Below are 26,738 nucleotides of genomic sequence, written 5' to 3'. Positions count from 1 at the left end.
TCCCGTGATTGCCGGGTTAGGACGCCGCGTCCAGCACCTGTTCGTTCAGATCGATACCCCCCGGCTGTTTGCTCCACATCTCAAGCAAAAAGTCCTTTTCCTCGTGCCGCAACGTTCGGTGCATCTTCAGCTGCTCATCGAGCAAGGCGTGAGCTTCACGTCCTACCATTGGGCAGCCTTCAATCGGGTGCAGCCAGTGGCAGGCGAGCACGGCGCCGTTGGCGGTGAGGCTGGCGACGAGGCGCTCGATGACGCGGGCGAACTGTTCAGGCGCGAGGTAGTACGCCCATTCGCTGACCACGATCAAGTCAAACGACCCCACTGGCCAATCTTCCGGCAAACGCCCCTCATGCACCGTCGCGCGAGGGAACGGCGCCAGGCGTTGACGCGCCAGTTCGACTGCGCGAGTGCTCATGTCCATGCACACGATCTCGTCACAACGATGGGCCAGACGCAGGCTCAATTCGCCATTGGCACAGCCGGGCTCAAAAACCCGCTCATAGCGCTGGCGGGGCAGGGCGGCGAGGGTCAGGTCGCGTTTGCGCTGCTCATACCAACGGGTGCGAAAGGCCCATGGGTCGTCGTTTTCCGCGAACAGTTCATCGAAGTAATCAACAGAGACGCTCACAGAAACACCAGTTCGAAAGGCTGAAGCAGACGCTCCAGGGTGATGGCGTCCAGTACCGGCAAAGCGCCGGTGCTGGTGTCGGTTTGCAACTGGCTGGCGTGGCAGGTGATCGCGCGACGTTTGCGCGCCAATTGGTCGTCGCTCAGCGTCAGCTTGCGCGCCTGCTCCCATGGGATGCGCGGGTCGTTGGGCTCAGCCCAATGCCAGGCCCAGATGGGGACTTCCACAAGTGTCGCCCCGGTGCTGGCGGCGGCCTGTGCCGCGCAGTGGCCCACGGCTTCGTGGTCACAATGGCCGTCGTGCCGCCACGTACTGAGCAGCACATCACTTGGGCGCAAGTCTTCGCTCAGCAGCGCAATCAATGCTTCTGCGTTATCGGCGACCCCGCCATCGGTCAGGTCTAGCCGATGCCAGCTGATGCGCGCAGCATCAAGGCCGAGGGCGGCGAGGGCGTATTCGCTTTCTTGCCGACGCTGCGCGCGCAGGCGGGCTTCGGGCCATTGGCTCGAACCGGGATGGCTGCCTTCGCCATCAGTGACCGAAATCAGCTGAATGTCCTGCTGCCGATCCGCCATCGCGGCCAGCAGGCCTCCGCACGCCAGCACTTCATCATCAGGATGAGGGGCCAGCACCACCAATCGCGCCCCGGGAGGCACCAAGGCCTCTGCGCTGATCGGCTGCGCACCGCGCAAGGCCGTGCTGCGTTGCCATTCGCTCAACGGCGTACCCTGCACCCCAAAGGGTTGCGCTTGACTCATAACGACCAATCCTCTGATTCCCGTTCGGCCAGCAGCTGGCCCAGATGCGCCAGGTCACGCTCGGCATGGCTTTGACGAATGAACACTGGCAAATCCACTGCCAGTCGGGCGAAATGCGGATCGCGACAAAAGGGTGTCGCACCGAGCGCCCGGCCTACATGCCGACAAACCTGCTCCACCGCCATCTCGACGTGTGCCCGGACCCGTTGAACGGGTAAGCGCGCGTCGGCGTCGGGGTTTGCATCGATCCATTGCGCGCAGGCTCGCAACGCCGCCGAGGCGCCATACAGCGCAGCGTCCACTGCGCCCAAGTGCGCGTCGGCATGTTGATCGGGACGGCCCTGTTGACGTTGCCGATGAAGAGAGCGGGCAATGGACACGGCGGCTCCGTACCAAGCGGCGGCAATCCCGGCGCCGCCTTGCCAGAACCCGGGCCGCGATAGGTAGGCTTCCGGTGCGCCGACGCAGTGGCCGACCGCGTTGTCGAAATGCACATCGACGCTGGCGGTGGTGGCCATGCCTACGGCCTGCCAGGCTTGGGCGTCGATGCTGACCCCCGGTTGATCGAGGCGCACGGCGACCAATTGCGGCTGATCATCGGCTGTCCAGGCGGTGATCAGTGCGTAATCGATCTGCTGCGCGCCGGAGCACCAAGCCTTGCGTCCATCAAGCCTGACCTCGTCGCCGTTCCGTTGACTGACCGTCACCCGCGCTGAAGGTGGCTCGGCGGCCCATACGCCCCAAATGCCGGTCTCCGCGAAAGGTGCGCTGGAAAGTTCGTGCAGAATCGCCAACGCATCGGTGTGACCTTCGTACAGCTTGAGCAACGCCAGATCGATGCCGCCCACTGCCGCCAGGCTCTGCCAGCGCAACAGGGTCTGTCCGCCGCCCGGCATCGGCAGATCATCAAGGCCGCGCTCAATGCACAGGCTCATGGCATCCCGCAGGCGATCGTCCACCATCGGCCCGTTGGGGCGGCGCGCAAAGTCAGCCAGCACCGCGTCAATCCCTTGTGCGTCATTGCCCATGAATGAAATGCTCCAGAAAACCGTAATTGCCCGACCCGACGTGAGCGGGTTGTATAGGGAGTTCGGCAGCTTGGGCGGGGCGGGGTTCAAACAATTTGCTGGCCATCGGCCCTGCGCGGTTTTGTCGCACCTGACAAGCCGACCCCGATCCATGTGAAGAGGGGCAACGATGTAGAATGGCGCCCCATGAAATTCGTCCGAACCCACCAATCCTTCATCGCCTGGATGCTGTACGGCCTCATCCTGTTCAGCGGACTGGTGTGCTGCCTGAGCCATGGCCAGATGCTGCGGGCGTTCAACGAGGTCACCGTCGGCATGGACTGTGGCTCGTCGCCGGATTCGGCCGGTCACGTGGACATGGCGCAGTTGGGTGAACACGCTCAGCTGATGAAGCTGTCCATGGCCGATTGCGCCTTCGCAGGCACCCTCGCGCTGTCGCTGCTGTTCTTCGTCGGTCTGGGCTGGATCGCCCGCCGTTCGCCCACGCGCGTCCACCGCGCCAACCATCCGCTGCGAAAACCGCCCCGACTCAACCTGCCCGGTCTGTCTCCCCAAGCGCCCTGAACCGGCGTGCCATACTCGCGTACCGATGGGTGTCACCCTGCCTGCCGACAGGCATTCGAAAAGGGTGATCAAAGGCTGGCTCCGACGCTGGCCGCTTCAGAGAGTTCGTCAGATGAAAGATTTATTGACCCGCCGTCAGGTGATGACCGGCATGGGCATTCTGGGACTGGGCCTGCTCGCAGGTTGTGACGGTTCGACCACTGCCCTGGACTTCAAATACGGCAAGGACCTGAGCAACAAGATCATGGGCCGTACCTTCAAACTCACCGATACCCAAGGTGAGACCAAGACCCTGTCGAGCTTTCGCGGGCTGATGCCGGTGGTGTTCTTCGGTTTTACCCAGTGCCCCTCTGTGTGCCCAACGGCGCTGGCGCGGGCGGCGCAGGCGAAGAAGCTCATGGGCGAGGAGGGCAAGATCATGCAGGTGATCTTCATCAGCGTCGATCCCGAGCGTGACACGCCGGAAATCCTCGACGCCTACGTCAAGCAGTTCGACCCCGGTTTCGTCGCCTTGCGCGGCACGCCGGAGCAGACGCAACAGGTCGCCAAGGAATTTGGGGTGTTCTACGAAAAGGTGCCGATTGGCGACACGTACACCATGTCCCACACCGCTACCAGTTATGTGTTCGACACGCGCGGCAATCTGCGCCTGGGTCTCGGCCCTTCGCTGACCGCCAAGCAATGTGCCGAAGACCTGCTCACTGTCATGGAGGTCTGCTGATGACTGTTCTGTTTCGCAAGCCGGCGTTGTGCCGAGCGTTGACTGTTTCGTTGCTGGCGGGTATCAGCCTGTCGGCGGTGGCACAAACCCGGGTTGAAGACCCTTGGGTTCGCACCAGCGTGCCGGGGCAACCGTCGTCCGGCGCGTTCATGCGCATCACGGCTGACACCGACAGCAAGCTGGTGGGCGTTGCCTCACCTGCGGCGACCCATGTGCAGGTTCACGAAATGAGCATGACCGACGATGTCATGCGCATGGGGCCTGTGGATGCTGTGCCGCTACCCGCGGGCAAGACCGTGGCGCTCGAGCCGAATGGTTACCACGTGATGCTCATGGGGTTGGTGGGGCAGATCAAGGAAGGCGATCACGTGCCATTGACGCTGACCGTTGAGAACGCCAAGGGAGAACGTGAAACCGTGCAGGTCGATGCGCCGGCGCGCACCATGGCCGAGAGCATGGACATGAACCACGAGCACGGCGCGAGTCACTGATACAAGAGAGCGGCACCGGTCAAAAGCACCGGTGCCGGCCGCCCCCCGCCATCGCTGCCGTCGTGCCTCCGGCGTCTCCTACAGAGATCCCACGGGTCGGACGCTGATCTCATGTCCCAGCCCCATCATTCGCCAGCGAGCCCGCGCCCAACCTGACCCATCAAACGCATATCCCGCAGCTGCCCCTGATCCCGTAGGAGCCGCCGGAGGCACGACGGCCGCGAAGACGTCAGCTGTGCCACCACGAATCAGCGAGACACGCCCGCATCCCAGCCATTCACGCCCCGAACATCCCCACCAGCAACACCCCGTTCAAACCGATGATCAGCAACGTGATCGCCCACGCCACGGCGGTCAGCACCGGCCCTGTCACCAGACTCCCCATCAGCTGACGATCGGACACGAACCGCACCAATGGCACGATGGCGAACGGCAGCTGCATGGACAGGATCACTTGGCTTAACACCAGCAACTTGGCCGTGCCTTCCGAGCCGTAAATGCTGGTGACCACAATCACCGGAATGATCGCCAGGCCTCGGGTCAGCACCCGTCGGACCCAGCCTGGCAGCTTCAACTTGAGAAACCCTTCCATGACGATCTGCCCGGCCAGGGTCGCGGTCACGGTCGAGTTGATGCCAGAGGCCAGCAGCGCAATGGCGAATAACGCCGAAGCGATCCCGACGCCCAGCATCGGCGACAGCAGGTGATAGGCCTGTTCGATTTCCACGACATCGGTCTTGCCGGCCTTGTGAAATACGGTAGCGGCCGTGATCAGGATCGCGGCGTTGACGAACAGCGCCAAGGTCAGGGCGATGGTGCTGTCGGTGACCGACCAGCGCAAGCCGATGCGTCGGCCTTCGTCGGTGCGCGGGTAGGCACGTGTCTGGACGATGGAGGAATGCAGGTACAGATTGTGTGGCATTACCGTTGCGCCAATGATGCCAATGGCCAGATAAAGGGCGGCCGGATTGGTCACGATTTCTGCCTTGGGAATGAACCCGGCGAACAGCTCGGCCATGTCCGGACGCGCCAGCACCATCTGAATGGCGAAGCAGCCAAAGATAATCAGCAGCAGGGCGATGACGAACGCTTCCAGCGCCCGGAAGCCTCGGCCCATCAGCAGGAAGATCAGAAAGACGTCGATGGCCGAAATCACCGAGCCCCAGACCAGCGGGATGCCGAACAGCAGATTCAGCGCAATGGCGGTGCCGATCACTTCCGCCAGATCACAGGCAATGATCGCGGTCTCACACGCCACCCACAAAGCGATACACACAGGTCGGCTATATCGCTCGCGACAGGCCCGCGCGAGGTCCCAGCCGGTGGCGATGCCCAAACGGGCCGACAGGGCTTGCAGCACGATGGCCATGAGGTTGGATAACAGGATGACCGACAGCAGCATGTAGCCAAACTGCGAGCCACCCGCCAGATCGGTGGCCCAATTGCCGGGGTCCATATAGCCCACTGCGACCATGTAGCCTGGCCCGGTGAACGCCAGCAGGCGCTTGAACCAGTTACTGGAGGTGGGCATGGCAACGCTGGCGCTGGGCATGCCGCCGCCCAGCGTGTCGTCGCCAGGGTTGGCCCGGTTTTTAAAGGGTTGCATCGATTGCGATCCCGCCAAGAGATGAAGTAGCTGCGCGTGCAGCTGCAACCCCCAAGGTGAGGTTCAGGCCGCACGCGTGATGGGGGTTAGCCCAACAACGTTTGAGTCGCCAGTGAACTCAGATAATCGCCAAATCCTTCCTTGCAGCGACAATGTTTGCGCGCGCTGGTAGTTACACTGTTGCGCGCGGTCCAGACAATGCGGGCGCCGATCCTTTCAAGGTCGGCGACCAGGTGCACATCCTCGTGGGCCGCCAGCGCCTTGAACCCGCCCGCTCTAAGGTACGCCTCAGACGAGACACCCAGGTTCGCGCCGTGGATGTGCCGATGATCGTCCACCGGGCGATACAGTGCGTCATAACGTTCACGCACCTGGGGTGCATGTTCGGACCAGTCATCCACCTGCACAATGCCGCACACCGCATCGGCCTCCACCGCCACCTGCTCAGCCAACCATGCATAGGGCACGACCGTGTCCGCGTCGGTAAACGCCAGCCAGCGGGCGCCGCGATCCAGCATCCACTGGGCGCCTGCGGCGCGGGTCATGCCGACGTTGCGGTGCGCGCACACATGCACATTGACGCTGTGCTCGCGGGCGATTTGCAACGAACCGTCAGAGCAGTCGTCGAGCACGATCAGAATCTCCACGGCCTCGCCGTGCAGGTCTGCGTGGTGGGCGGATGCCACGAGCGACTTGATGCAGTCATCCAGAAAAAGTTCTTCGTTGTGCGCGGGGACAATGATTCCGATCATGGGCGAGTCTCGTCTCGGCGCCCGCGGTCATCGCGTGGGCCTTTCCATGTCGACGTAGCCGAAGAAACATTGGTTGCAAGTATTTTCGTTTTCGAAGACAGACTGTCGTCAAACGAGGCTTTTCACAGCCTTTTAACTTAACGCAAAAACCGTAAAACGATTGAATTCCTTGCCCAGCAATCGCTCATACCCGCCGAGTGCGAGACTCCCCTGGCGGACTGTACGTCGCTGTCTTCCGCCGGGGTTACTCATCTTCTGGACGCACCGACGCCGCTTCAACAGCGGCGTCGGTGCGTTTTGCCATAAGGCTTCATAACCAGCCTCAAGCGACAGGCATCATGCCTCGAGCAACGCTTTGCCGATGGCTTCGTTGAACGCCGGCAAGTCATCCGGGGTGCGCGAGGTGATCAGTGTCCAGCCATTCGCCCCGCATTGCTTGACCTCGGCATCGACCCAGTCGGCAGCCTTGGCGTTGAGCAGGTCTGTTCGCACGCTTGGGTAGGACGTGAGGGTTTTGCCTTCCACGACGCCAGCGTCAATCAGCACCCAAGGGCCATGGCAAATGGCGGCGACGGTTTTACCGGCGTCGGCGAAAGCCTTGACCAGACGCTGGGCATCGGTGTCTTGACGCAGGGTGTCGGCATTGACCGTGCCGCCTGGAATGACCAGCGCATCGAATTGATCTGCCGACAAGCCCGCCAGGCGGGTGTCCGAAGTCACGCTGATGTCTTTGTCGGTGTCCTGCAGCACTGTCTGGGCGTCGCCGCCGTCGATCGTGGCGTGAGTGACCGTCGCGCCCATGCCCTTCAGTGCCTCCAGTGGCTTGAGCAGTTCATCGCGCTCAATACCCTTGTTCGACGTAATGATCAGGACTTTTTTGCCGTTCAGTGTCGTGCTCATGATGATGCCTCTGAGTGAAAGTCATGCCCGATAATTCGGACGTGTCGGTTCTCAGAGGGAACTGCGAAAACGAAAGTTCATCCCGATTGCACCGTTGGACATGCGCGCGTGTCAGCGGTCAGACATGACTTACAAACATTCCCGAGCGGCTTTTTCCAGTGCACTGCGGCCAAATGCGGCAGCGAGGGGGGCACGCTGATACAGGAACACCCGGGTATTGGGGTTGCCTTTGAACACTTCGAGAATATCGTCTTGCGACACTTTGCTGGAGACCAGCAACTTAATGTGGTTTTTGCCTTCGGTCATGGTGGTTTCCGGTTTGATCTGCTGCCACTTGGGAAATACGCACTGCGCGTACTCTCCAGGAGCCTTGGCGGTTTCCAGATCCACCGAGGGGTTATTGGGGGTGGAGCCACAGCCGGAAAGGGACACGGCCAGCACAGTCGTCAGCAGCAAAAGACGCATCGCGTTTATCCTGAAACCAAGAGTGAGATAACGTTAAAAACCATCACCGGAAGTTAATATCAATTCAATATCAACGCTGGCGATGACAGTAAGTCCGCAAGTCTGTATTCCATCTCGATGGAAAGACGAAAGTTGGGAAGCAATATCATTCTCATCGATGATTTTGGCCCTCTTTCATTAATCGTCGGTATGTTGACGAGCAAACTGATAAATGAAAAGAGTGCTCGAAAAATATTCCTCCGCCGATACGTAGCCAGTCCCCGCCGTAATCCCCGACGCCACCTGATCGACATTTTTTTGCTCGTTCGAGACGCTATCTATGCTCGGAGGCAGCAAGTTTCATGCTTGACAATCCGCACTGGCTCACTAAAGTGAGCAAAAACGAGCATAAAGCAGCGTTAAAACAGCGAGAGCGAGCATGTCTACCGAACTGCAATGCGCAGCCCATTCCGTCCTGATGCCAGCGTTCTCCGGACTGCACCTCGACGAGGCGGTCCGCCGTCATTTGAACCAGGGGGGAGTTTCAATCCTGCTGGGCGAAACCCGCGATGAATACCTGTCACGCAAGATGACCTTCGAGCGCCGTCGCTCCGAAGCCTCCGCGCATTTCGCCCAGATCGTGGAACACGCTACCGAATGCGCGGGTGCGCCTGTGTTAGTGGCGGTGGATCAAGAGCTGGGCGGCATCCAGCGTCTGCATCAGCTGGTCCCCGGCATGCCATCGGCGGACGAACTCAAAACCCTGAGCAGCCTGGACATCGAAGCGCGCAGTTACGAAATGGCCAGCGCTGCACGGGCCATGGGCGTGAATCTGTTCCTGGCGCCCATCGTCGATGTGGTGACCGGCCGCAACCCGTGGCTGCATAACCGTCATCTGGGGCCGGACCCTGCGCAGGTCTCGCGTATCGCCTGCGCATTCATCCGAGGTGTGCAGCGAGCGGGTGTGATTGCCACCGCCAAACATTTCCCCGGTCACTACGAGACCGAGCAGGATCCTGCCGTCGCGAGAGCCACAGTGCCGGGTACGGTCGCGTCGCTGAAGGAAGGTATGGACGTTTTTCGTCAAGTCATCGCGGCAGGTGTCAAAGCCATCATGCCGGGCCCGGCGGTGTTTCCTGCGCTCGACCCCCTGCAGGCGGCGAGTACATCCCGCGCCATCATCGGGTTGCTGAACGAGACCCTGGGCTTCGACGGTTTGATCATTTCCGACGACCTCGACGCCGTGTCGATCCTGCGTGACAACAGCATCGCCGACACCGCTGTCTCGGCCTTGCAAGCCGGCGCGCATCTGCTGCTGGTCTCCAGTGCATCAGGGCTGGACGATATCGCCCAGGCCATCGTCGATGCGGTGGAATGTGGCCACTTGAGTCGTGAACAGCTGTTGAATGCCTCACATAAAGTACGGGGTCTGGCGCAGGCGTCCAGGGCGCAGGTCGATGCCGGGCTGTACGTTTCCTATGCGATTCCAGGGGGCCAATTGACGCGGCGCGTCGTCCGCTGACCGCAAAACGCCCGAATACGGAGACGTGAACGCGCTGGCGGCCGGCAAAAACGGGCAGCGGCAAGCCACGCAGCCGCCGGCTCTCTTCATTGTGCTCACGTCGAACAGGCCTTACCCTCCACGGCATGTCTTTCACACAGAAGGAATGCCTGATGAGTTGGTCAGCCAAGCAGTATTCGATGTTCGAGCAGCAACGCACCCGCCCGGTCCGTGACCTGGTTGCCGCGATCCCCACGCAAGAGGTCAAGACAGCGATCGACCTGGGCTGTGGTCCTGGCAACTCCACGCAAGTGCTGGCCGAGCGTTTTCCCGATGCGCTCATCACCGGTCTCGACAGCTCCGACGACATGCTCGGTGATGCCCGTCAGCGTCTGCCTGGTGTTTCGTTCGAACTGGCCGACATCGGCGTCTGGAAACCGGCCAAATCCTACGATGTGATTCTGGCCAACGCGTCGTTGCAATGGGTGCCCAATCACGCAGAGCTGTACCCGCGCCTCGTCAGCCTGCTCACGCCGGGTGGCAGCCTCGCCGTCCAGACGCCGGACAACCTTGAAGAACCCGCTCACCGGCTGGCTCGCGAAATTGCGGCAACCGGCCCGTGGGCCGACAAGATCGCCTCGGTCAAACACCCTGATCGCCACCCGGCGGCTTATTACTTCGAACTGCTGCGCCCCCACGCTGCCGAGGTCGATGTCTGGCGTACCACCTACCATCACCCGTTGGCCGGAGGGCACGAAGCTGTGGTCGAATGGTTCAAGGGCTCGGCGCTGCGGCCGTATTTGCAAAAACTCGATGAGGGCGAGCAAAAAGCCTTTCTCGAGGCCTACCTGAAGGCCATTTCGCAGGCCTACCCGGCCCTCGCTGACGGCTCGGTGTTGCTGCCGTTTCCACGCCTGTTTGTGGTTGCGACCCGCTAGATGCGCACTACGGTGCAGGCGCGTGGCTTGTTCCACGATCAACGACGCAATCGTCGAAAAACCAAAGCATGTGGTCTGTCTGAACCGCCGTATTCACTGAATTGACGACTGCTGCGCAGCCGCTCGCGGGACAAGCCGCGCTCCTGCAGTTGTCGGGATCACAGGAAAAATCATGACCAACAGTGAGCTCGATCTGGCATCCCGCCTGATCCGCAATTTCAACGAAGTGCCGCTGGAAGCTGAACGTCGCGACCCTCTGTACGAGAGCCAGGCCGCCAGACTCGGCACGGGCACCGCTGCACACAAGCTCGGCGCCTCGGTGGACATCGTCGCCCCTGGTAAACGCTCCTGCCCATACCATTTCCACTACGCCCAGGAAGAGATGTTCGTGATCATCGAAGGGCAGGGCAGCCTCCGCGTCGCAGGCGAAATGCTGCCGATCAAGACCGGCGACGTGATTTTCATTCCCCCAGGCCCGGAATACCCCCATCAGATCATCAACACTTCCGATGCACCGCTTAAATATTTGTCCATCAGCACCCGCGAAACGCCGGAAGTTTGTGAGTACCCCGACTCCGGAAAGTACCAGGCGATGGTCACGATCAATGGGGCCCGGGCATTCAAGGCGGTGCAGCGGCCGGAGGCCACGCTGGATTATTGGGAGGGGGAGCCGTGAGGGGCGACGGGTTTGGAACGTGACTCGCGGTTCGTTTTTTAGCGCTGCGCCGATTCATTCGGGAGGAAAATGAAGCCGTTGTTCCAATCCGATGCGTCATCGATTTCCTGTATGGCCTCGCTGTTCAATTGATCTTCGCCGGATGTCGCCTGAAACGCCTTCGCGAATGAATTCGCTTGCACAGTTGAAACTGCGTCGGGCGGTACGTTTGCGGCGATACCGAATTTCTGCAGACGCGAGTCATGCCTGATATTTATGACGACACCGGACCTCCGTGGGAGCCAATTCATTCGCGAAAGACCGACCTGGCGAGGCAGGTTCGTCGTTTGATGCACGATCAGATGGACAGATTTGGTTATAACCCTAGATCCTTTCGGTCTACCCGCTATATAAGAAAAACAAAGGTCCTTAAGCAAAAAATCGTTATCCTGCGCGCCAGTTTTAGTGGCGTGTCGGGCAGAGCAATGGATTTCGGTAATACAGGTTTCGTCGTGGCTGGCCTCGTCGTGGGGTTCATTGTTGGCATGACCGGGGTCGGCGGCGGCTCGTTGATGACCCCGATCCTGCTGTGGTTCGGCATCAATCCCGCTACCGCCGTCGGCACCGATCTGCTGTACGCGGCGATCACCAAAAGCGGTGGTGTGCTGGTACACCGAAAGAACGACAACATCGATTGGGGCGTCACCGGCTGGCTGACGCTGGGCAGCGTGCCTGCCGCTGTGCTGACGCTGTGGTTCCTGAGCAGCCTGCACACGGCGCCCGAGTCAATGAACGCAGTGATCAAACAAGGGCTGGGCGTCGTGCTGTTGCTCACGGCGCTGGCGATTTTCTTCAAGCAGCGTCTGTTGGCGTTTGCCCAGCGCCACGCCGGGGATCACTACCGGCTCAGCCAGCGAAGCCTGAACAGCCTGACGGTGCTCACCGGCCTGATTCTCGGCGTCATGGTGGCGCTGACGTCGATCGGCGCGGGTGCCTTGGGCACGGTGGCGCTGTTCATTCTTTATCCGTTTCTGCCCACGCGGCGCCTGGTCGGCACCGAGATTGCCCACGCCGTGCCGCTGACGCTAATCGCCGGCCTTGGCCACGCCAGCATGGGCAATATGAACTGGGCCATGCTGGGATTTTTGTTGATGGGATCGTTGCCGGGGATCTACCTCGGCAGTCAGTTGACCGGCCGTGTGCCCGATGCTGTGCTGCGGCCATGTCTGGCGCTGATGCTGGTTGCCATCGGCTACAAGCTGGCGTTCTGATTCGTCGAATCAGGCCCAGGCAGGCTGCTCGTCAAAGGCTCGCCAGCCCCGTAAACTGACGCCACTTGTGCCAGCCACGAAAGGGACGTCCCATGCTCGCCTTCTCCACCCTCGCGTTGTTCTCGGGGGCCTGCCTCGCGCTGGCACTCACCCCAGGTCCCGACATGCTGCTCATCGCCTCACGCAGCGCCAGCCGGGGCAGGGCGGCGGGTTTTGCTTCCCTCGCAGGCATCCAGCTCGGCACCTATTGCCACGCGCTGGCGGCCGCTTTGGGCTTGTCCCAACTGTTCGTCACGGTGCCGGTGGCCTATGACGTAGTGCGCTTCATCGGTGCGGCGTATCTGCTGTATCTGGCGTTCAAGACCTTCCGCTCGACCGGCACCGCGCTGTCGGCCAATGCGTTGCTGCCCCGCTATTCGCGGGCGCAGATTTTCCGCCAGGGCCTGCTGACCAACGTGCTCAATCCCAAAATGGCGCTGTTCGTGCTCGCGCTGTTCCCACAGTTTATCGATCCCGACGCAGGGTCTATTGTCGTGCAGATGTTGCTGTTGGCAACGGTGTTGAACGCTGTGGGCGTCATCGCCAATGGCGCAGTGATAGTCATGGCGAGTCGTCTCGGTCAACGGGTCGGCAGCAGTGAGCGGGCCGCGCGCTGGATGCAGAAGATCCTCGGCACTGTCTTTCTCGGCCTGGCTTGCCGACTGGCGCTCGTCGGACGCGATTGATGGAGATCATCGCTGAGCCGCAGTTGATCCGGCTGGTCACCGAGCACTTGATCCTGCGTCCGGCGCTCGCTGGCGATGCGGCGCAGATCCGGGCCTACAACCTGACCAACCACAAGCATTTGCAACCGTGGCAACCCACGCGTCCCGCCGGTTTCTTCGACATCGACAACATCCTGATGCGCATCGCACACGTGGAGCGTGAACGTCTGGCCGGACGGTGCCTGCACCTGTTGATGCTGGATCGTGCCAGCGGAGACATGGTCGGCGAGTGCAATTTCAGCAACATCGTGCTGGGCGCGTTTCAAGCGTGTCATTTGGGGTACTCGCTGGCCAAGACCGCGCAGGGCAAGGGCCTGATGACCGAAGCGCTGCGCAGGGGGATCGCCCATGTTTTCGACGATTTGCAATTGCACCGGATCATGGCGAACTACAAGCCGGAAAACGAGCGCAGCGGTCGCGTGCTGGAAGCACTTGGATTTGAGAAGGAAGGCTTCGCTCGGGCCTACCTGAAAATCAACGGCGAGTGGGCGGATCATGTGCTGACTGCGCTGGTCAATCCGAGGCGTTCGTAAACGTGTGCAAAAACGCCGCCGGCCACCCGTACAAACGGATGGCCAGCGGCGTGGCAAGGTTCAGCAAAGCTTGTCAATGACGCGCAAGCCCGGCTCTTTCTGCGCACTGCCCCATTCACTGCTGAGGGTATCGAGCACCTGACCCAGAAACTGCTTGTCGGCGGCGGCCTTCTTGCCGACATAACCATGGCCTTTGCGGTACATCTTCAAGCGCGCACGCATGTGTGGACGTTGTTCGTCGAACTCGTGTTCCTCGGTGCAGGCACCCAGGCCGTCCATGTGTACATCACCTTTTTCACAGACCCAGAGAATGTGGCTATCGAGGGTGTCCTTCTGCGCCGCGAACAGTCGAGCCAATTGATCAATGGTGGGTTGATTGTTCAGATTCATGGTGGGATACCCCTTTTTTGCCTGTCGTTAATCTATCTGGTTAGTTCAAACGTAATGGCAGATCGTCCATCGATCTGCAGTCCTTTCACGCGCTGACAAACAAGGTCCGTCGATACAACAGAGCCGGAGCCGTTGCCGGGCAGGAGGTATGTCGATGGGGGGCTGTACGGAGTGCGTCGAACCGAAGGGAAGAAACAGCGGACGTCATGAGGACACTGGCGACGTATCGTGGTCGGCCACAAGTGTCATGAGGACGTTTCGCCAGCACTGGCCCAAAGGTCGGTCACGCCGGTTCAGCTTCATCAATCTGCCTTGTGGGCAGCACACATCCAGAGGGTGTTCGACGGCTTTGTCTAACGGGCCCGGAGTACTTTTGCCAGCTCTCCCGATCAGGGAGACGGCCTCACTATGCAATCGCCGAAACACTTCGTCAACCATTTTGTAGTGATTATTTTCGTGGACTACATTTTTTGTAGTGCCGATACACAAAGGTCCGTTCGTGACTACAAAGTCAGCGTCTACGGGGGGCAGACTCCGATGGCTTTCAGCATTCACTCACCAACGGTTGCCTCGAACGTATGCCAGCCTTTACCTTCCCAAGTCTGTATTCCATGGCAAGCGAAGCCGGGCATCGTTCGATGACCCCGGTCTCGCCAATGACTCTGAGGGTAATGATGGAAACGCTCGTACTCCCGACCTATGACGACGTGATCGCGGCTGCCAAACGTATCGAAGGCCATGCCCACAAAACGCCTGTTCTGACTTCACGCACGGTGGATCGCGAGTGGGGGGCCGAGGTGTTTTTCAAATGCGAAAACTTTCAACGCATGGGGGCGTTCAAGTTTCGGGGCGCCTTCAATGCCCTGTCGAAGTTCGACGCCACTCAGCGCAAGCACGGCGTGGTCGCGTTTTCGTCGGGTAACCACGCCCAAGGCATCGCGCTGTCTGCCCGGTTGCTGGGGATTCCCGCGACCATCGTCATGCCCCACGATGCACCGGCCGCGAAAGTGGCTGCCACCCGGGAATATGGCGCGACTGTGGTGGTGTACGACCGCTACACCGAAGATCGCGAAGCCATTGGCCGGCGCCTGGCCGAGGAACAGGGATTTACGCTGATTCCGCCGTACGATCATCCGGACATTCTGGCGGGGCAGGGCACGGCCGCGAAGGAATTGTTCGAAGAAGTGGGTGCTCTGGATGCGCTGTTCGTGTGTCTCGGCGGCGGCGGCCTGCTCAGCGGTTCCGCGCTGTCGACCCGGGCCCTGGCCCCGCAGTGCAAGCTCTATGGCGTCGAGCCGGAGGCGGGCAATGACGGCCAGCAATCCTTGCGCAGCGGGCGCATCGTCAAGATCGACACTCCGAAAACCATCGCCGACGGCGCTCAGACCCAGTACCTGGGCCAGTACACCTTCAGCATCATCCAGCGCGACGTTGACGACATTCTGGTCGCCAGCGATGCGCAGTTGGTGGACGCGATGCGCTTCTTCGCCGAGCGCATGAAAATGGTCGTGGAACCGACAGGGTGTCTGGGCTTTGCGGCCGCGCGAGAAATGGCAGCTCAATTGAAGGGCCAGCGGGTGGGGGTGATCATCAGCGGCGGCAATATCGACCTCGCTGCCTACGCGAAGCTGTTGGCGCGCTGAATGCCCGGTGCGCACCAAAAAGGCTGCGTCGCGCGGTAAACCGCTCGATCTGGTGCATGCGACAACGGCTGTATGCTGCCGGACCGGGCCTCCCGCGCTGTCGCACTGATGGCATTGTGCTTGCAGCGCCTTTCGGCACACATGGAGGGAGATGCCGAATGTTTTCACTGCGCGCCAACAAACGCCGGGCTCATGACGATGACGCCCTTGACCTGTTGTTCGATGACCTGGACCTGACGGTGCAGCTGTCCGGTCCTTCGCCGTTCAATACGCGTCTGAATGGCTTCAGCCAGGCCCTGCATCAGCGTCTGGCCGAGAGCCTGGCCGCGTCCGTGGACATTGCCGCCCATGCCCCGGAGTTGGCGCGCATTGCCCGCGCCACCGAACAGAGCGGACAGATGCTGGCCCAGGCCTCGGAGCTGATCGCCAGCGCCAGTGAGCAGGTCAGCACATCCCTGGACACCGAGCTGGTGCCAGGCGCCGCGCAGGTGGCCAGGCTGTCCAGCGAGGTCACCCTTACGCTGCGCCAGTGCCAGCAGACCGGCGAGCAGGTGCTGGGCCAGGTCGAGGCCATCGGTTCCAGTGAGCAGAAGCTGGAAGCGGTGATCGGTCAGCTGTTTGGCCAGCTCGAAGAAGTGAGTCAGGTCCTTGGGGTGATAGCCAGCATCTCCCAGCAGACCAATTTGCTAGCGCTCAATGCAGCCATCGAAGCGGCCCGCGCCGGGGAGCATGGTCGCGGGTTCGCCGTGGTCGCGGACGAGGTTCGGCGGCTGGCCGGACACACCACCGAGTCGACGGCCCGGGTGAGTCAAATCATCGAGCGCTTTCGGGCCGACATGGACCAGCTGGGTGCCGCGGGCCGGATCATGCACGCCGCAGTCGCCGAGGGCCGCGAGGGCATGACCCGTATGGGCGAGGATTTGCTCAGTACCCAGTCCGCCATGGACCAGCTCGATCAACGGGTGGGGCACATCGCGTCGGGCACCGAGCACATCGGCATCGCGGTGCATGCGATCAACCGCGACGTGCAGAACATTGCCGGAGTGGCGTCGGAATTGCTCGGCAACGCTGGGCAGGTCTTGACCCACAGTGATGCAGTACGCAACAGCGGCGATCATCTGCTGAACGGGCTGGGCGGTTTTCGGCTGCAGATGCACAAGGCGATTCAGGCGAGCGTGGAGAGTCTGGGGAGTGAGGCGGCGATGCTGGGGGACGTGCAGACAGCCGAGCGCTTCATGCTCGACACGTTACGGCGCGATGCGCGTTTCGAGTTGTTTTACATGGTGGACCGCAACGGCACGCAGATCAGCGAAAACATCGGGCTCGATACTGACAGCCAGGCACCGAGCTGCAAGGGTCGTCATTGGGCGCAAAGGCCCTGGTTCAAGGAGGTAGCGGCGCAACTGACCAGCCATATCACGCCGGTGTATCGCTCGTCGGCCACGGACGCGTTCTGCATCACCGTGTCGGTGCCGATCTTCGCCGCGAATGGCGAATTGCACAGGGTGCTGGCGGCGGACGTTAGGTTGTCGGCGTTGATGTGAAGGGCTGCCTGCTGCCGTCCGAGTCTCTGCGACACGCTGGAAAAAAAAAGTGGGAGCCAGCAAGCCGGCTCCCACAGCATATCGCTAAAGACAGCAGTCGGGCGATGCCAGCCCTACGCCTGATCTTCCTTTTGCAGCTCGAACAGCAGCAGCGAGCGCGGCGTAACCGTGTACTCGGTGCCGAAGTCGAATTGAGCCTTGCCTTTGCTCTCGGGTTGATTGGTGTCGACCAGATTGACCCACTTCACGCCTTCCGGGACTTCCGGCAGGGTGAAGTTCACGCCGTCGTGGTGCGAGTTGACCACCAGGAGCATGGTTGCGTCGGCGCCGCGACGGCGAATCCCGGTTTCCTGGGCGCGGCCATCGATAAGCATGCCGAGGCAGCGCCCGTTGGCATCTTCCCACTGCTCGGTGGTCATTTCTTCGCCACTTGGCGACAGCCAGGTCACATCCTTGACACCCAGTTCCTCGTTGTATTCGCCCACCAGGAAGCGGCCACGACGCAGGATCGGGTATTTCATGCGCAGCTTGATCAGCCGCTGCACGAAGTCATGCAATGCCTTGCCGTCTTCGTCCCAGTCCCAGTTGACCCAGCCAATCTCGCTGTCCTGACAGTACGCATTGTTGTTGCCATGTTGGGTGCGCGCGAATTCATCACCGGCGACGATCATCGGCGTGCCCTGGGAAAACAACAGGGTGGCGAAGAAGTTGCGCATCTGGCGCAGGCGCAGTGCGTTGATTTCCGGGTCTTCGGTCGGGCCTTCGACGCCGTGGTTCCAGGAGCGGTTGTCGTTGCTGCCGTCCTGGTTGTTCTCGTCGTTGTCCTCATTGTGCTTGTCGTTGTACGACACCAGGTCGTGCAGCGTGAAGCCATCGTGCGCCGTGACGAAGTTGACCGACGCGTAAGGTCGGCGGCCGCGCTGGTTGAACATGTTGCCGGAAGCGGTCAGACGGCTGGCGAGGTCTGCCAACTGTGCCTCGTCGCCTTTCCAGAACGCCCGCACGGTGTCGCGGAACTTGTCGTTCCACTCGGCCCAGCCCGGGGCGAAGTGTCCGACCTGATAGCCCCCTGGGCCGCAGTCCCAAGGCTCGGCGATCAGCTTGACCTGACGCAACACAGGATCCTGGCGACAGGCGACCAGGAAGCTGTGACGCTCGTCGAAGCCGTCGTGGTAACGGCCGAGGATGGTTGCCAGGTCGAAGCGGAAACCGTCGACATGCATCTCGCTGGCCCAATAACGCAGGGAATCGGTGACCATCTGCAACACGCATGGGTGGCTTAGGTCCAGGGTGTTGCCGGTGCCGGAGTCGTTGATGTAGTAGCGTTTGTCGTCCGGCATCAAACGGTAGTACGAGGCATTGTCGATGCCGCGCATCGACAGGGTAGGCCCGCGTTCGTTGCCCTCAGCCGTGTGGTTGTAGACCACGTCCAGAATCACTTCCAGGCCGGCATGATGCATGTGGGCGACCATTTCCTTGAATTCGGCAATCTTGCCGTGAGCGAGGAAACGCGGGTCCGGGGCGAAGAACGCGATGGTGTTATAGCCCCAGTAGTTGGTCATGCCCTTTTGCAACAGGTGCTGATCGTTGACGAACGCATGGATCGGCAACAGCTCGATCGAGGTTACGCCTAGCCCTTTGATGTGCTGGATCACGTCGTCGACCATCAGGCCGGAAAACGTGCCTTTCAGCTCGTCTGGCACGGACGGGTGACGCATGGTGAAGCCGCGGGTGTGGGTCTCGTAGAAAATGGTCTTTTCCCACGGCACGTTCACGCGTTGATCGCGGCCCCAGGTGTAAGCAGGATCGATCACCTTGCACTTTGGCACGAACGGGGCACTGTCACGTTCGTCGAAGCTCAGGTCATCATCGGGGTGACCGATCGTGTAGCCGAAAAGGGCTTCAGACCATTTCAGCTCGCCGACCAGCTGCTTGGCATACGGGTCGATCAACAGTTTGTTGTGGTTGAAACGATGGCCGTTTTTCGGGTCATACGGGCCATACACACGATAGCCGTACACCAGGCCCGGATGGGCATCGGGCAGGTAGCCGTGGAAGATTTCATCGGTGTATTCGGGGAGTTCGATGCGCTCCAGTTCCGTCTCACCGGTAGAGTCGAACAGGCACAACTCGACCTTGGTCGCGTTGGCCGAAAAAATCGCGAAGTTGACCCCCAGGCCATCCCAGTTCGCGCCAAGCGGGAAGGGCAGACCTTCACGGATGCGCGACGCGGTGACTTCCGGGCTGTCGGCCTTGCTGGATTCATTCTTTGGGGCGGTGGTGTTTTCTGGCTGGCTCATGGTGATTCCTGACGTTCGAATGATTTCCTGAAGGCGAACAAAGCCTTTGTCGCAGCTTCATTGCTGCGCCACTGCTACAGAAACAGGCAGAGGGATTACCGCAGGGAGACGTCGGTGTCAGACGATCCCTGCGGCAGAGGTCTTCAGTGCGCTTGGCTTCGTGGGTGACGAAGGCTCAAGGCGCGGGTGGCTTTGCAGCCGGCGGTGTCTTCTTGGCAGCAGGTTTTGCTGCCGGCTTGGCCGCGGGCTTGGCGGCTGCGCCGTCAGCGCTGCTGGCAGCGGCTTTCGGCTTGGCCGGAGCTTTGGCCGCCGGTTTTGCTGCAGGCTTGGCTGCTGACTTCGCTGCCGGCTTTTCAGCGGCTTTGGCGGCTGGTTTTTCTGCAGCCTTGGCAGCGGGCTTGGCGGCTGCGGCCTTGGGTTCAGCCTTGGGTTTGGCGGCTGCTTTCGAGCCAGCTGCTTTCTTGGGTGCCTTGGCTTCAGCGTCCGCTAGCTTGCGGGCCTGTTCCCAATGCACGGCATCCTTTCCATGAGGCTTGCCCTCTGATTCCCAGATCTGGTGGGCAAGCTCTTTGATTCGTTTTTCGTCGGCACTCATCTCGACACTCCCGGGTATTACAAGGTTTGAATAAGCAGATTGACGGAAAATTCCTTGAGCGCTGCGCTGAGCGACAATTCCTTGTTCTCTCTGACTGTAGCTTGCGCGAAAAGTCCCTTCCAATTTGGATTTGCATCAGCGAACGGCAGGAGGATTCGCGTATCGCCCCAATTTCCTGCATTGATGAATGGAGTTTGCGCGGTGCCCAATAGTTCAGCCGGCAAACGTGGTATCACAACGATAGCCCGCAAATCCTCCTTTTCCCGGGCAAATGCGAGGACGTGTTCGGCGTGTTCGCCAACCACTTCCAGCGGTTGATAGCGGCCCTCACTGAACAGGGTCGGGTGCTGGTTGCGCAGGCTGAGTACCTGTGCGATCAACGCCTGTTTGATGCGACCGTCCTGCCACTGGGCCAGTAACTCGGCCGGCGTCGTGGTGTCACTCAGCGCGCGTTGGCGAGCGGGGTAATCCACGGGACGACGGTTGTCCGGGTCCACCAGGCTGAAGTCCCAGAATTCAGTGCCCTGATACAGATCAGGGACACCGGGCACGGTCATTCGCAGCAAAGTTTGCGCCAGACTGTTCAAAGCACCGGCCGGGGCGATGCGGTTGGCGGTGGCACCGATCGACTGACGCAGCGCGACGGCATCGGGGCTCAACAACAACTGCTGAAGAAACTCGCGGCACGCGGTTTCGTAGGGCTCGTTCGGCGCGCTCCAGCTACTTTTCAACTTGGCTTCGCGCAGCGCTTTTTCTTGCCATTGGGTCAGGCGTTTGGCGTAGTCCTCGAAGGCGTCCGCACCGTCCATGCTCAACGGCCAGCTGCCGAGAATCGCTTGATACAGCATCAGCTCGTCACCGGGGCTGATGGCTTCCTCACCCTGTTTCAAAGGGGCTGACAACTGCTGCCAGCGCTCCACCTGCTCGGCGTACCATGGCGCCAGCTCACTAAGGACAGCCAGGCGTGTGCGGGTGTCTTCGCCGCGCTTGTGGTCGTGGGTCGCGGTGGTCAGCAGGTTGTCCGGAAAGCTTGCACCGCGCTCGATGCAGATCTGGTGAAACGCCTCAGGCGGTGCACTGAAATGTTGCGGATGAAAGCCCACATCATTACGCGACAGCAGCACGGCGGAGCGATAGAACGAGGTGTCTTCCACGGACTTCGCCGCGACGGGTGACGTCAGTTGCTGGAAGCGATTGCACGCCTTGCGACGCATCTCCCGCAGCGGGCCGGTCGGGTAATCGCGCAGGCGTTCGCCGCCGAGCCAGCGGGCCAGGTAATCCAGCACCGGCCAGTCGCCTTCGCCGAGCATCTCGCGCGCGCCGGTCATGGCTTGTTGGAAGAAGCGTTCGTCTTCGGCCGAGCGTCCACATGCCGTGATGTAGGTGCGATAGACCGGGAAACTGCCCACCAGCGCCAGCAGCGCACGGCGGATCGCGTTGAGGGTGAGGTCGCGGCTCATGACGTCGCTGCGGGCCACTTGCAACAGCGCTTGCGCGAGGTTTTCGAAGTCGCCGGCCAGCGTGCCGTGCAGCACCAGATCGCGGGCTTCCAGCACTTCGGCATTGAAGTCCGCGGTGCGCCCGCTGATGCGGCTCCACAGCTCGCCAAGCACCTCTTCGCCTTTTGGGTCGTGTTGCAGCAATGACACCTGGTTCATGAATTCGTAACCGGTGGTGCCATCGACATTCCAGTCTTTGCGCACCTGTTCATCCGGGCCAAGGATTTTTTCGACGAAGATCGGAATATGGGTCAGCTCGGTGCCCGCCGGACGCTGACTGAGCAGGCTCTCGACGCGACGGTGCAGCTTGCGGCAGTAACCGCGAGGGTCGGCGAGGCCGTCGATATGGTCGATGCGCAGACCGTCCACCAGGCCCTCAGCGATGAGCTGGAAGATCTTGCCGTGGGTGGCTTCGAATACCTGCGAGCGCTCGACCTTGAGGCCGCCCAGCTCGTTGATGTCGAAAAAGCGCCGCCAGTTGATGTCGTCGCCCGCTGTGCGCCAGCTGGCGAGGCGGAAATCCTGACGTTCAAGCAACTCATGCAAGCGCTTGAAACCTTCGGGATCTTTACCATCGAAGTGCTTGAGGCCGTCGTTGATCGCCTGCACCAGATCGGGCGTGTTTTTGACCAGCGCCGCCAGTTCGGCCTTGGCGTCCACGGCTTGATCGTAGGCGTCCGGCCGTGAGTCCAGTGCCGAGAAGTGCTGGGCCAGGGCCTCCAGTTCCGATCGTTTGGCGGCGTTCAGCACCGGCCCGTAGGTGCCGGGATTGATGGGGAAGTGATGCTGGTAATGCTCCACCCGGAAACTGCCGGTTTCGGCGTCGAAACACAGCGGCGCTTCACCCTTTTGCAGCACGGTACCGTAATCGGTGCTGAGGAAGGGCAGCAGCAGCTGGCCCTTGAGCAGCGGGTCCGGCGAGTTCCACTGAATGTCGAAGAACTTGGCGTAAGGGCTGCGCTGCCCCCATTCGATCAGGTCCAGCCACCAGGGGTTGTCGGCACCGCCCACGGCCATGTGGTTGGACACGATATCCAGAATCAGCCCCATGCCGTGCTTGCGCAGTTCGGCCACCAGACGCCGCAGAGCCGGTTCACCGCCCAATTCAGGGTTGATCACCCGGGGATCGACCACGTCGTAGCCGTGCATCGAGCCGGCCCGCGCCTTGAGCAGTGGCGAAGCGTAAATGTGACTGATGCCCAGTTCAGCGAAGTAGGGAACCAGCGCGGTGGCGTCGTCGAGGGTGAAGTCTTTATGGAACTGCAAGCGCTGGGTGGCGCGCAACGATTTGATTGGAGGATGAGTTAGGTCGTTCATTGATCGCGCTCCGCGGCCTGTTGACGTGCTGCGGCTAGGATTTCCAGACGACGCGCCGCGTTGGCGTTGTCCAGCAAGGTGGCACAGTCGCCGGGCAGACGTCGACGCCAGTTAGGGTGGCTGTCGATGGTGCCCGGGAAGTTGGCCTGTTCTTCAATACCCAACGCATCTTCGATCGGCAGCAGCACCAGCGGCGCACGGGTATGGCCGAGGTAGCGCACGCTGCCGTCGATCACGTCGCTTTCGCTGCGCAGCGGCGCGTGTTCATAGTTGAGCTTCAGCGCAGCCCGCAAGCCTTCTCGCTCACGCTGGCGAGTCGATTGCCACTTGGCTTCGGCCGCGTCGTCGATCAGGCCGAGGGTCTTGTTCCACTCGATGTCCAGCTCGGTCAGCCACCCGGTAAGGGTCGGCAGATCGTGAGTGCTGGTGGTCGCCAAAGCATCGTCCGACCATTTGATGATCGGTTTGAAGTGGGCGTCGTCCTGTTCGAACAGCAGCACACGCATGCCAAGAATGCCGCGGCTCGACAATTTCTCATGCAGCCCTTCAGGGACCGTGCCCAAGTCTTCGCCTAGCACCACTGCTTTGTGCCGCCAGGATTCAAGACACAGCAGGCGCAACATGTCGTCAATGGGATAGTTCAGGTATGCACCTTCGCTGGGTGCCGAGCCTTCCGGCACCACCCAAAGCCGCTGCAGGCCCATCACGTGGTCGATGCGCAGCCCGCCAGCGTGGGCAAAATTGGCCCGCAGCATTTCAATGAACGCGCGGAAACCATTGCGCTTCAGACCCGCGGGGGAAAATGCAGAAATGCCCCAGCTTTGGCCAGAGCGATTCAGGATGTCCGGTGGCGCGCCGACGGTCAGGGAGGACAGCAATTCGTCCTGTCGACTCCAGGCCTGACTGCCGGCGCCATCTGCGCCCACGGCCAGGTCCCCGATCAATCCGACGCTCATGCCACTGCTTTTGGCGGCCGTTTGAGCGCGCTCCAGGCCCCGAGCGATTAACCACTGAGCGAAGGCGTGAAAGCCGATTTGCTCGCGATGGTCTGCGGCAAACACCTTGATGGCGTTGCTTCGCGGATTTTTGTAATCCTCGGGCCACTCATGCCAATTGCCACTGAGGTTGAGCACATCGCACTGGTCGCGCAGGGCTTCGAAGCGGCAGTGATTCTCCAGCGCCTCACCCCCGGCGTGACGAAAGCTGTTGAAGTCCTCGTGCAGCGGATGGTCGCTGGCGATGAATGCCGCGTAGAGCGCGCGGTAGAGCGTCCATTTGGCGGACGCGGCGGCCGGCCAGTCGATCAGCGGCAGGGCTTCAAGGCGCTTGAATTCGTCGCCAAGCCGGGTTTCTTCAATCGCTGCGCGAACGGCGCGCTCGCCCAGAATCGCACCAGGTGCCGCATACAGCGCATTGAAGAACAAACGGCTGGAAGGGGAATACGGGCTGAAACTTTCGCTGTTGTTGGAGAACATCGCGTGCACCGGGCTGATGGCGATCGCCGCAGCGCCGCGCTCACCGGCCGAGCGGGCGAACGTTTCCAGTGCCTGAGTGTCGCCAAACCCGCCATCGCCCTCGCGGCGCAGGTAATACAGCTGCAGGGTCAGGCCCCACGCACGGGGAACGCTGACGTCGGCGGCCATGGCCATGGTGTAAGCGGTTTTGGGCGCAACGGCGATGGTCAGGTGTTGACCGTCGATCGTCAGCTGCTGATAGCCGACGGTCGCCAGTGCGGGCAGCTCAGCTTTGGCGGTAAGTTTGGCATCCAGCCGCGACCCGTCTTCCAGTTCCAGCACGAACGCTGTCTCAGGCCTGAACCAGGCCGAGAGATCAAGGTTGCTGCCATGGTCGACGGTCAATAACGGCGGCGGGGTAGTGGGGCGGCTATGGTCCTGCAGGCGTTTCAGACTGGCAGTGACCTGTTCATCATTCTCGGCAGCGTAACCCAAACCTTGCAGCACCTTGCGCAGCGCCTCGTCGCTGACCCGTTGCGGGCGCGCGTTGGCATCCTTCCACTCCACTGACAGTCCGGCTTCGACGGCCAGTTTTTCCAGTTGCTCATTGCTCATCCTGTTCCTCCACAACGTCATTCGATGTCAGGCTGACAATGGCCGTGTAGGGATTGAGGGTGCCGCGTTGGGAAAGTTCTGCCGATGTTGGGTGGGACGCGTGCAGCACCTGTTGAACGCGATGCGGGTCGATCTGCACCGCGTGTTCGCCAAGGTTCAGGTCGATGCGCAGGATTTGCCCGTCGCCCATCTGCCAACGCGCACTGACGGCTTTGTCCGCCAGCACTTCGGCACCCAGCGCCTGAGTGCCGTCGAGGCGCGGCACGATCTGCTCACGGCGAATCTTCAGCAGCTCGCGGTACAACGCCAGCCAGTTGCGGTGGTCCTGGCCCTTGTCGGTGTCCAGCAGCAGTGCGTCGAAGGCCGGGCGCGAAGCTTCGAAGGTCTGCAAGGCGTTCGGATCGGGAATCTGCTCGCGCTTGGCCGGGTCGGCGAAGGCCGCGAAATCGGCAAACTCTCCGCGACGACCTTCGCGTACGGCATCGGCCAGTTCGTCATGGAAGTCGGTGAAGAACAGAAAGGGCTCGCTGGCGCCCCATTCATCGCCCATGAACATCAGCGGGATCATCGGCGACAGCAGCCACAACGCCGTGGCAGCACGCAGGGCCGGCGGTGGGCTCAATTGCACGAGACGCTCGCCCAATGCGCGATTGCCGATCTGGTCGTGGTTCTGCAGGAACAGCACGAACGACGTCGGCGACAGGTGCGCACTCGGCTCGCCGCGGTTGTGGACGTGACGAGTCGCCTCGCCCTGATAGACAAAGCCCTCGCTCAGCAGTCGTGCCAGTTTATGGGTCGGTTGCTCGGCGAAGTCGGTGTAGTAGGCGTCGGTTTCGCCGGTCAGCAGCACGTGCAACGTGTTATGGCCGTCGTCGTTCCACTGCGCGTCGTAGCCCTGATCCAAGCGATGGGCTTCGTTGAATTCGTTTTCCAGCATCAGCCAGACGTGACGACCGGGCGCCGTTTGCTCTCGAACCGTCGCTGCCAGCTCTTTGAGGAACGTCGGGTCTTCGATGGCATGTACCGCATCGAAGCGCAGGCCGTCAAAGCGGTACTCTTGAAGCCACATCAGGGTGTTGTCGATGAAGAAATCTCGCACTTCACGACGCCGAAAGTCGATCGCGTCGCCCCATGGGGTTTTCTTGTCGCTGCGGAAGAAATGCTTGGCGTAGGCGCCGAGGTAATTGCCGTCGGGGCCGAAGTGGTTGTAGACCACATCCAGAATCACTGCCAGACCCAGGCCATGGGCGGTGTCGATCAGATGCTTGAGCTGTTCAGGCGTGCCGTAGGACGACTGCGGAGCGTAGGGCAGGACGCCGTCGTAGCCCCAGTTCCGATCCCCTGGAAACTGCGCGATGGGCATCAGCTCGATGGCTGTGACGCCGGTGTCAGCCAAATGCTGCAAGCGCTGTTCAACGCCTGCGAAACCGCCCAGAGCGCCAACGTGCAGTTCATAGATCACCGCTTCTTCCCAAGGGCGACCCTGCCACGCGTCGTGTCGCCAGGCATAGGCGTTCGGGTCGACCACCAGGCTATGACCGTGCACGCCTTCGGCCTGAGCCCGGGAGGCCGGGTCAGGTACGTCAAGGGTGTGATTGATCTTATAGCGATAGCGCGAACCCGCCGGGCAGTGGGCTTCGAGGACAAACCAGCCGTCCTCTTGGGGCAGTAGGGGCTCAGCGGCCCCGTTTTCCAATTCCACACTGACGTGTTCAGCGTCCGGTGCCCACAGGGCGAACCGGGTATGTCCGTTATCCAGCAACACGGCGCCGTGGCGCCAGTGTTGATCCGTGCGCGAAGGCATCCGTCATTCCTTATTCAAACCAT

At 61.2% G+C, this 26,738-nt stretch carries 24 protein-coding genes and 1 pseudogene; 12 read left to right on the top strand and 13 right to left on the bottom strand.

The window, feature by feature from the left end; genetic code table 11:
* Window positions 1-16: 16 nt before the first annotated feature.
* From B3N48_RS08495 to B3N48_RS08485, 3 genes are read right to left on the bottom strand one after another with little or no spacing between them, the layout of a single operon-like run.
* Window positions 17-628, bottom strand: coding sequence for a class I SAM-dependent methyltransferase (locus B3N48_RS08495; RefSeq protein WP_296182053.1), 612 nt, complete (start codon window positions 626-628; stop codon window positions 17-19).
* On the bottom strand, window positions 625-1,386 hold the full coding sequence (locus tag B3N48_RS08490) for a PIG-L deacetylase family protein (protein ID WP_296182050.1): 762 nt from the start codon (window positions 1,384-1,386) through the stop codon (window positions 625-627). The genes B3N48_RS08495 and B3N48_RS08490 overlap by 4 nt, the downstream gene beginning before the upstream one ends.
* Window positions 1,383-2,414 carry an acyl-CoA dehydrogenase family protein gene (locus B3N48_RS08485; RefSeq protein WP_414704211.1) on the bottom strand — a complete coding sequence of 344 codons (1,032 nt, stop codon included), beginning with the start codon at window positions 2,412-2,414 and terminating at the stop codon, window positions 1,383-1,385. Before B3N48_RS08485 ends, B3N48_RS08490 begins: the two co-directional genes overlap by 4 nt.
* Window positions 2,415-2,600: 186 nt before the next feature.
* Between B3N48_RS08485 and B3N48_RS08480 the strand changes: the two genes are divergently transcribed.
* From B3N48_RS08480 to B3N48_RS08470, 3 genes are all read left to right on the top strand, one after another.
* On the top strand, window positions 2,601-2,978 hold the full coding sequence (locus B3N48_RS08480; protein ID WP_296182048.1) for a DUF2946 domain-containing protein: 378 nt from the start codon (window positions 2,601-2,603) through the stop codon (window positions 2,976-2,978).
* 112 nt (window positions 2,979-3,090) lie between these two features.
* Window positions 3,091-3,699, top strand: a complete 609-nt coding sequence (locus B3N48_RS08475) for an SCO family protein (protein WP_296182044.1) — start codon at window positions 3,091-3,093, stop codon at window positions 3,697-3,699.
* Entirely contained in the window at window positions 3,699-4,190 is a 492-nt protein-coding gene (locus B3N48_RS08470; protein WP_296182041.1) for a copper chaperone PCu(A)C, read from the top strand. The genes B3N48_RS08475 and B3N48_RS08470 overlap by 1 nt, the downstream gene beginning before the upstream one ends.
* Before the next feature lie 277 nt (window positions 4,191-4,467).
* Here B3N48_RS08470 and B3N48_RS08465 read toward each other — a convergent pair whose 3' ends face one another.
* The 4 genes from B3N48_RS08465 to B3N48_RS08450 form a co-directional block, all read right to left on the bottom strand.
* Complete coding sequence (locus B3N48_RS08465; protein WP_296182116.1) at window positions 4,468-5,742, bottom strand: Nramp family divalent metal transporter; 1,275 nt, start codon at window positions 5,740-5,742, stop codon at window positions 4,468-4,470.
* Window positions 5,743-5,882: 140 nt separating this feature from the next.
* The gene (locus B3N48_RS08460) at window positions 5,883-6,548 is read right to left on the bottom strand and encodes a glycosyltransferase (protein WP_296182036.1); all 666 of its coding nucleotides are present in this window, start codon (window positions 6,546-6,548) and stop codon (window positions 5,883-5,885) included.
* Window positions 6,549-6,884: 336 nt separating this feature from the next.
* Entirely contained in the window at window positions 6,885-7,448 is a 564-nt protein-coding gene (locus tag B3N48_RS08455; RefSeq protein ID WP_296182034.1) for a type 1 glutamine amidotransferase domain-containing protein, read from the bottom strand.
* A 129-nt stretch (window positions 7,449-7,577) separates the two neighbouring features.
* On the bottom strand, window positions 7,578-7,913 hold the full coding sequence (locus B3N48_RS08450) for a hypothetical protein (RefSeq protein WP_296182032.1): 336 nt from the start codon (window positions 7,911-7,913) through the stop codon (window positions 7,578-7,580).
* A 418-nt stretch (window positions 7,914-8,331) separates the two neighbouring features.
* Here B3N48_RS08450 and B3N48_RS08445 point away from each other — a divergent pair, with 418 nt between their 5' ends.
* From B3N48_RS08445 to B3N48_RS08420, 6 genes are all read left to right on the top strand, one after another.
* Window positions 8,332-9,414 carry a glycoside hydrolase family 3 N-terminal domain-containing protein gene (locus B3N48_RS08445; RefSeq protein WP_296182029.1) on the top strand — a complete coding sequence of 361 codons (1,083 nt, stop codon included), beginning with the start codon at window positions 8,332-8,334 and terminating at the stop codon, window positions 9,412-9,414.
* Window positions 9,415-9,566: 152 nt separating this feature from the next.
* Complete coding sequence (gene tam, locus B3N48_RS08440) at window positions 9,567-10,331, top strand: trans-aconitate 2-methyltransferase (protein ID WP_296182027.1); 765 nt, start codon at window positions 9,567-9,569, stop codon at window positions 10,329-10,331.
* A gap of 172 nt (window positions 10,332-10,503) precedes the next feature.
* A complete protein-coding gene (locus B3N48_RS08435) occupies window positions 10,504-11,007 on the top strand; it encodes a cupin domain-containing protein (protein ID WP_296182024.1) in 504 nt (167 codons plus the stop codon).
* A 464-nt stretch (window positions 11,008-11,471) separates the two neighbouring features.
* Window positions 11,472-12,257 (top strand): sulfite exporter TauE/SafE family protein, encoded by a 786-nt coding sequence (locus B3N48_RS08430; protein ID WP_296182021.1) that lies wholly within the window; start codon window positions 11,472-11,474, stop codon window positions 12,255-12,257.
* 92 nt (window positions 12,258-12,349) lie between these two features.
* The gene (locus tag B3N48_RS08425) at window positions 12,350-12,982 is read left to right on the top strand and encodes a LysE family translocator (protein WP_296182019.1); all 633 of its coding nucleotides are present in this window, start codon (window positions 12,350-12,352) and stop codon (window positions 12,980-12,982) included.
* On the top strand, window positions 12,982-13,554 hold the full coding sequence (locus B3N48_RS08420) for a GNAT family N-acetyltransferase (protein ID WP_296182016.1): 573 nt from the start codon (window positions 12,982-12,984) through the stop codon (window positions 13,552-13,554). Before B3N48_RS08425 ends, B3N48_RS08420 begins: the two co-directional genes overlap by 1 nt.
* A 60-nt stretch (window positions 13,555-13,614) precedes the next feature.
* Here B3N48_RS08420 and B3N48_RS08415 read toward each other — a convergent pair whose 3' ends face one another.
* Window positions 13,615-13,944, bottom strand: a complete 330-nt coding sequence (locus B3N48_RS08415; protein ID WP_296182015.1) for a hypothetical protein — start codon at window positions 13,942-13,944, stop codon at window positions 13,615-13,617.
* Between the two features lie 674 nt (window positions 13,945-14,618).
* Between B3N48_RS08415 and B3N48_RS08410 the strand changes: the two genes are divergently transcribed.
* From B3N48_RS08410 to B3N48_RS26830, 3 genes and pseudogenes are all read left to right on the top strand, one after another.
* Window positions 14,619-15,587, top strand: coding sequence for a threo-3-hydroxy-L-aspartate ammonia-lyase (locus B3N48_RS08410; RefSeq protein WP_296182113.1), 969 nt, complete (start codon window positions 14,619-14,621; stop codon window positions 15,585-15,587).
* 56 nt (window positions 15,588-15,643) lie between these two features.
* Window positions 15,644-16,573 (top strand): annotated as a pseudogene (locus B3N48_RS26835) (methyl-accepting chemotaxis protein); the annotation flags it as partial.
* Window positions 16,574-16,738: 165 nt separating this feature from the next.
* Window positions 16,739-17,131 carry a PDC sensor domain-containing protein gene (locus B3N48_RS26830; protein WP_414704213.1) on the top strand — a complete coding sequence of 131 codons (393 nt, stop codon included), beginning with the start codon at window positions 16,739-16,741 and terminating at the stop codon, window positions 17,129-17,131.
* A 113-nt stretch (window positions 17,132-17,244) separates the two neighbouring features.
* On the opposite strand, the gene glgX is transcribed toward B3N48_RS26830, so the two are convergent.
* The 5 genes from glgX to treZ form a co-directional block, all read right to left on the bottom strand.
* Window positions 17,245-19,431 (bottom strand): glycogen debranching protein GlgX, encoded by a 2,187-nt coding sequence (gene glgX / locus B3N48_RS08400; RefSeq protein WP_296182010.1) that lies wholly within the window; start codon window positions 19,429-19,431, stop codon window positions 17,245-17,247.
* Window positions 19,432-19,606: 175 nt separating this feature from the next.
* Window positions 19,607-20,026 (bottom strand): DUF2934 domain-containing protein, encoded by a 420-nt coding sequence (locus B3N48_RS08395; protein WP_296182007.1) that lies wholly within the window; start codon window positions 20,024-20,026, stop codon window positions 19,607-19,609.
* 17 nt (window positions 20,027-20,043) lie between these two features.
* Complete coding sequence (locus B3N48_RS08390; RefSeq protein WP_296182005.1) at window positions 20,044-22,842, bottom strand: malto-oligosyltrehalose synthase; 2,799 nt, start codon at window positions 22,840-22,842, stop codon at window positions 20,044-20,046.
* Window positions 22,839-24,911 carry a 4-alpha-glucanotransferase gene (gene malQ / locus B3N48_RS08385; RefSeq protein WP_296182003.1) on the bottom strand — a complete coding sequence of 691 codons (2,073 nt, stop codon included), beginning with the start codon at window positions 24,909-24,911 and terminating at the stop codon, window positions 22,839-22,841. Before malQ ends, B3N48_RS08390 begins: the two co-directional genes overlap by 4 nt.
* The gene (gene treZ, locus B3N48_RS08380) at window positions 24,901-26,715 is read right to left on the bottom strand and encodes a malto-oligosyltrehalose trehalohydrolase (protein ID WP_296182002.1); all 1,815 of its coding nucleotides are present in this window, start codon (window positions 26,713-26,715) and stop codon (window positions 24,901-24,903) included. Before treZ ends, malQ begins: the two co-directional genes overlap by 11 nt.
* Between the last annotated feature and the right edge of the window lie 23 nt (window positions 26,716-26,738).

It is taken from the genome of Pseudomonas sp. UBA1879 (assembly GCF_002338065.1).
GTDB lineage: Bacteria > Pseudomonadota > Gammaproteobacteria > Pseudomonadales > Pseudomonadaceae > Aquipseudomonas.
The sequence above is the reverse complement of the archived record's forward strand: the minus strand, read 5'-3'. Positions and strand labels throughout refer to the sequence as shown.

Excerpts from the sequence above, each read along its gene's own strand:
- B3N48_RS08490 (WP_296182050.1), bottom strand. The coding sequence starts at position 1,386 with ATGAGTCAAGCGCAACCCTTTGGGGTGCAGGGTACGCCGTTGAGCGAA.
- glgX (WP_296182010.1), bottom strand. The coding sequence starts at position 19,431 with ATGAGCCAGCCAGAAAACACCACCGCCCCAAAGAATGAATCCAGCAAG.
- B3N48_RS08485 (WP_414704211.1), bottom strand. The coding sequence starts at position 2,414 with ATGGGCAATGACGCACAAGGGATTGACGCGGTGCTGGCTGACTTTGCG.
- B3N48_RS08425 (WP_296182019.1), top strand. The coding sequence starts at position 12,350 with ATGCTCGCCTTCTCCACCCTCGCGTTGTTCTCGGGGGCCTGCCTCGCG.
- B3N48_RS08480 (WP_296182048.1), top strand. The coding sequence starts at position 2,601 with ATGAAATTCGTCCGAACCCACCAATCCTTCATCGCCTGGATGCTGTAC.
- B3N48_RS08465 (WP_296182116.1), bottom strand. The coding sequence starts at position 5,742 with ATGCCCAGCGCCAGCGTTGCCATGCCCACCTCCAGTAACTGGTTCAAG.
- B3N48_RS08455 (WP_296182034.1), bottom strand. The coding sequence starts at position 7,448 with ATGAGCACGACACTGAACGGCAAAAAAGTCCTGATCATTACGTCGAAC.
- treZ (WP_296182002.1), bottom strand. The coding sequence starts at position 26,715 with ATGCCTTCGCGCACGGATCAACACTGGCGCCACGGCGCCGTGTTGCTG.
- B3N48_RS08435 (WP_296182024.1), top strand. The coding sequence starts at position 10,504 with ATGACCAACAGTGAGCTCGATCTGGCATCCCGCCTGATCCGCAATTTC.
- B3N48_RS08470 (WP_296182041.1), top strand. The coding sequence starts at position 3,699 with ATGACTGTTCTGTTTCGCAAGCCGGCGTTGTGCCGAGCGTTGACTGTT.
- B3N48_RS08415 (WP_296182015.1), bottom strand. The coding sequence starts at position 13,944 with ATGAATCTGAACAATCAACCCACCATTGATCAATTGGCTCGACTGTTC.
- B3N48_RS08420 (WP_296182016.1), top strand. The coding sequence starts at position 12,982 with ATGGAGATCATCGCTGAGCCGCAGTTGATCCGGCTGGTCACCGAGCAC.
- B3N48_RS26830 (WP_414704213.1), top strand. The coding sequence starts at position 16,739 with ATGCACAAGGCGATTCAGGCGAGCGTGGAGAGTCTGGGGAGTGAGGCG.
- B3N48_RS08450 (WP_296182032.1), bottom strand. The coding sequence starts at position 7,913 with ATGCGTCTTTTGCTGCTGACGACTGTGCTGGCCGTGTCCCTTTCCGGC.
- B3N48_RS08410 (WP_296182113.1), top strand. The coding sequence starts at position 14,619 with ATGGAAACGCTCGTACTCCCGACCTATGACGACGTGATCGCGGCTGCC.
- malQ (WP_296182003.1), bottom strand. The coding sequence starts at position 24,911 with ATGAGCAATGAGCAACTGGAAAAACTGGCCGTCGAAGCCGGACTGTCA.
- B3N48_RS08430 (WP_296182021.1), top strand. The coding sequence starts at position 11,472 with ATGGATTTCGGTAATACAGGTTTCGTCGTGGCTGGCCTCGTCGTGGGG.
- tam (WP_296182027.1), top strand. The coding sequence starts at position 9,567 with ATGAGTTGGTCAGCCAAGCAGTATTCGATGTTCGAGCAGCAACGCACC.
- B3N48_RS08460 (WP_296182036.1), bottom strand. The coding sequence starts at position 6,548 with ATGATCGGAATCATTGTCCCCGCGCACAACGAAGAACTTTTTCTGGAT.
- B3N48_RS08395 (WP_296182007.1), bottom strand. The coding sequence starts at position 20,026 with ATGAGTGCCGACGAAAAACGAATCAAAGAGCTTGCCCACCAGATCTGG.
- B3N48_RS08390 (WP_296182005.1), bottom strand. The coding sequence starts at position 22,842 with ATGAACGACCTAACTCATCCTCCAATCAAATCGTTGCGCGCCACCCAG.
- B3N48_RS08475 (WP_296182044.1), top strand. The coding sequence starts at position 3,091 with ATGAAAGATTTATTGACCCGCCGTCAGGTGATGACCGGCATGGGCATT.
- B3N48_RS08445 (WP_296182029.1), top strand. The coding sequence starts at position 8,332 with ATGTCTACCGAACTGCAATGCGCAGCCCATTCCGTCCTGATGCCAGCG.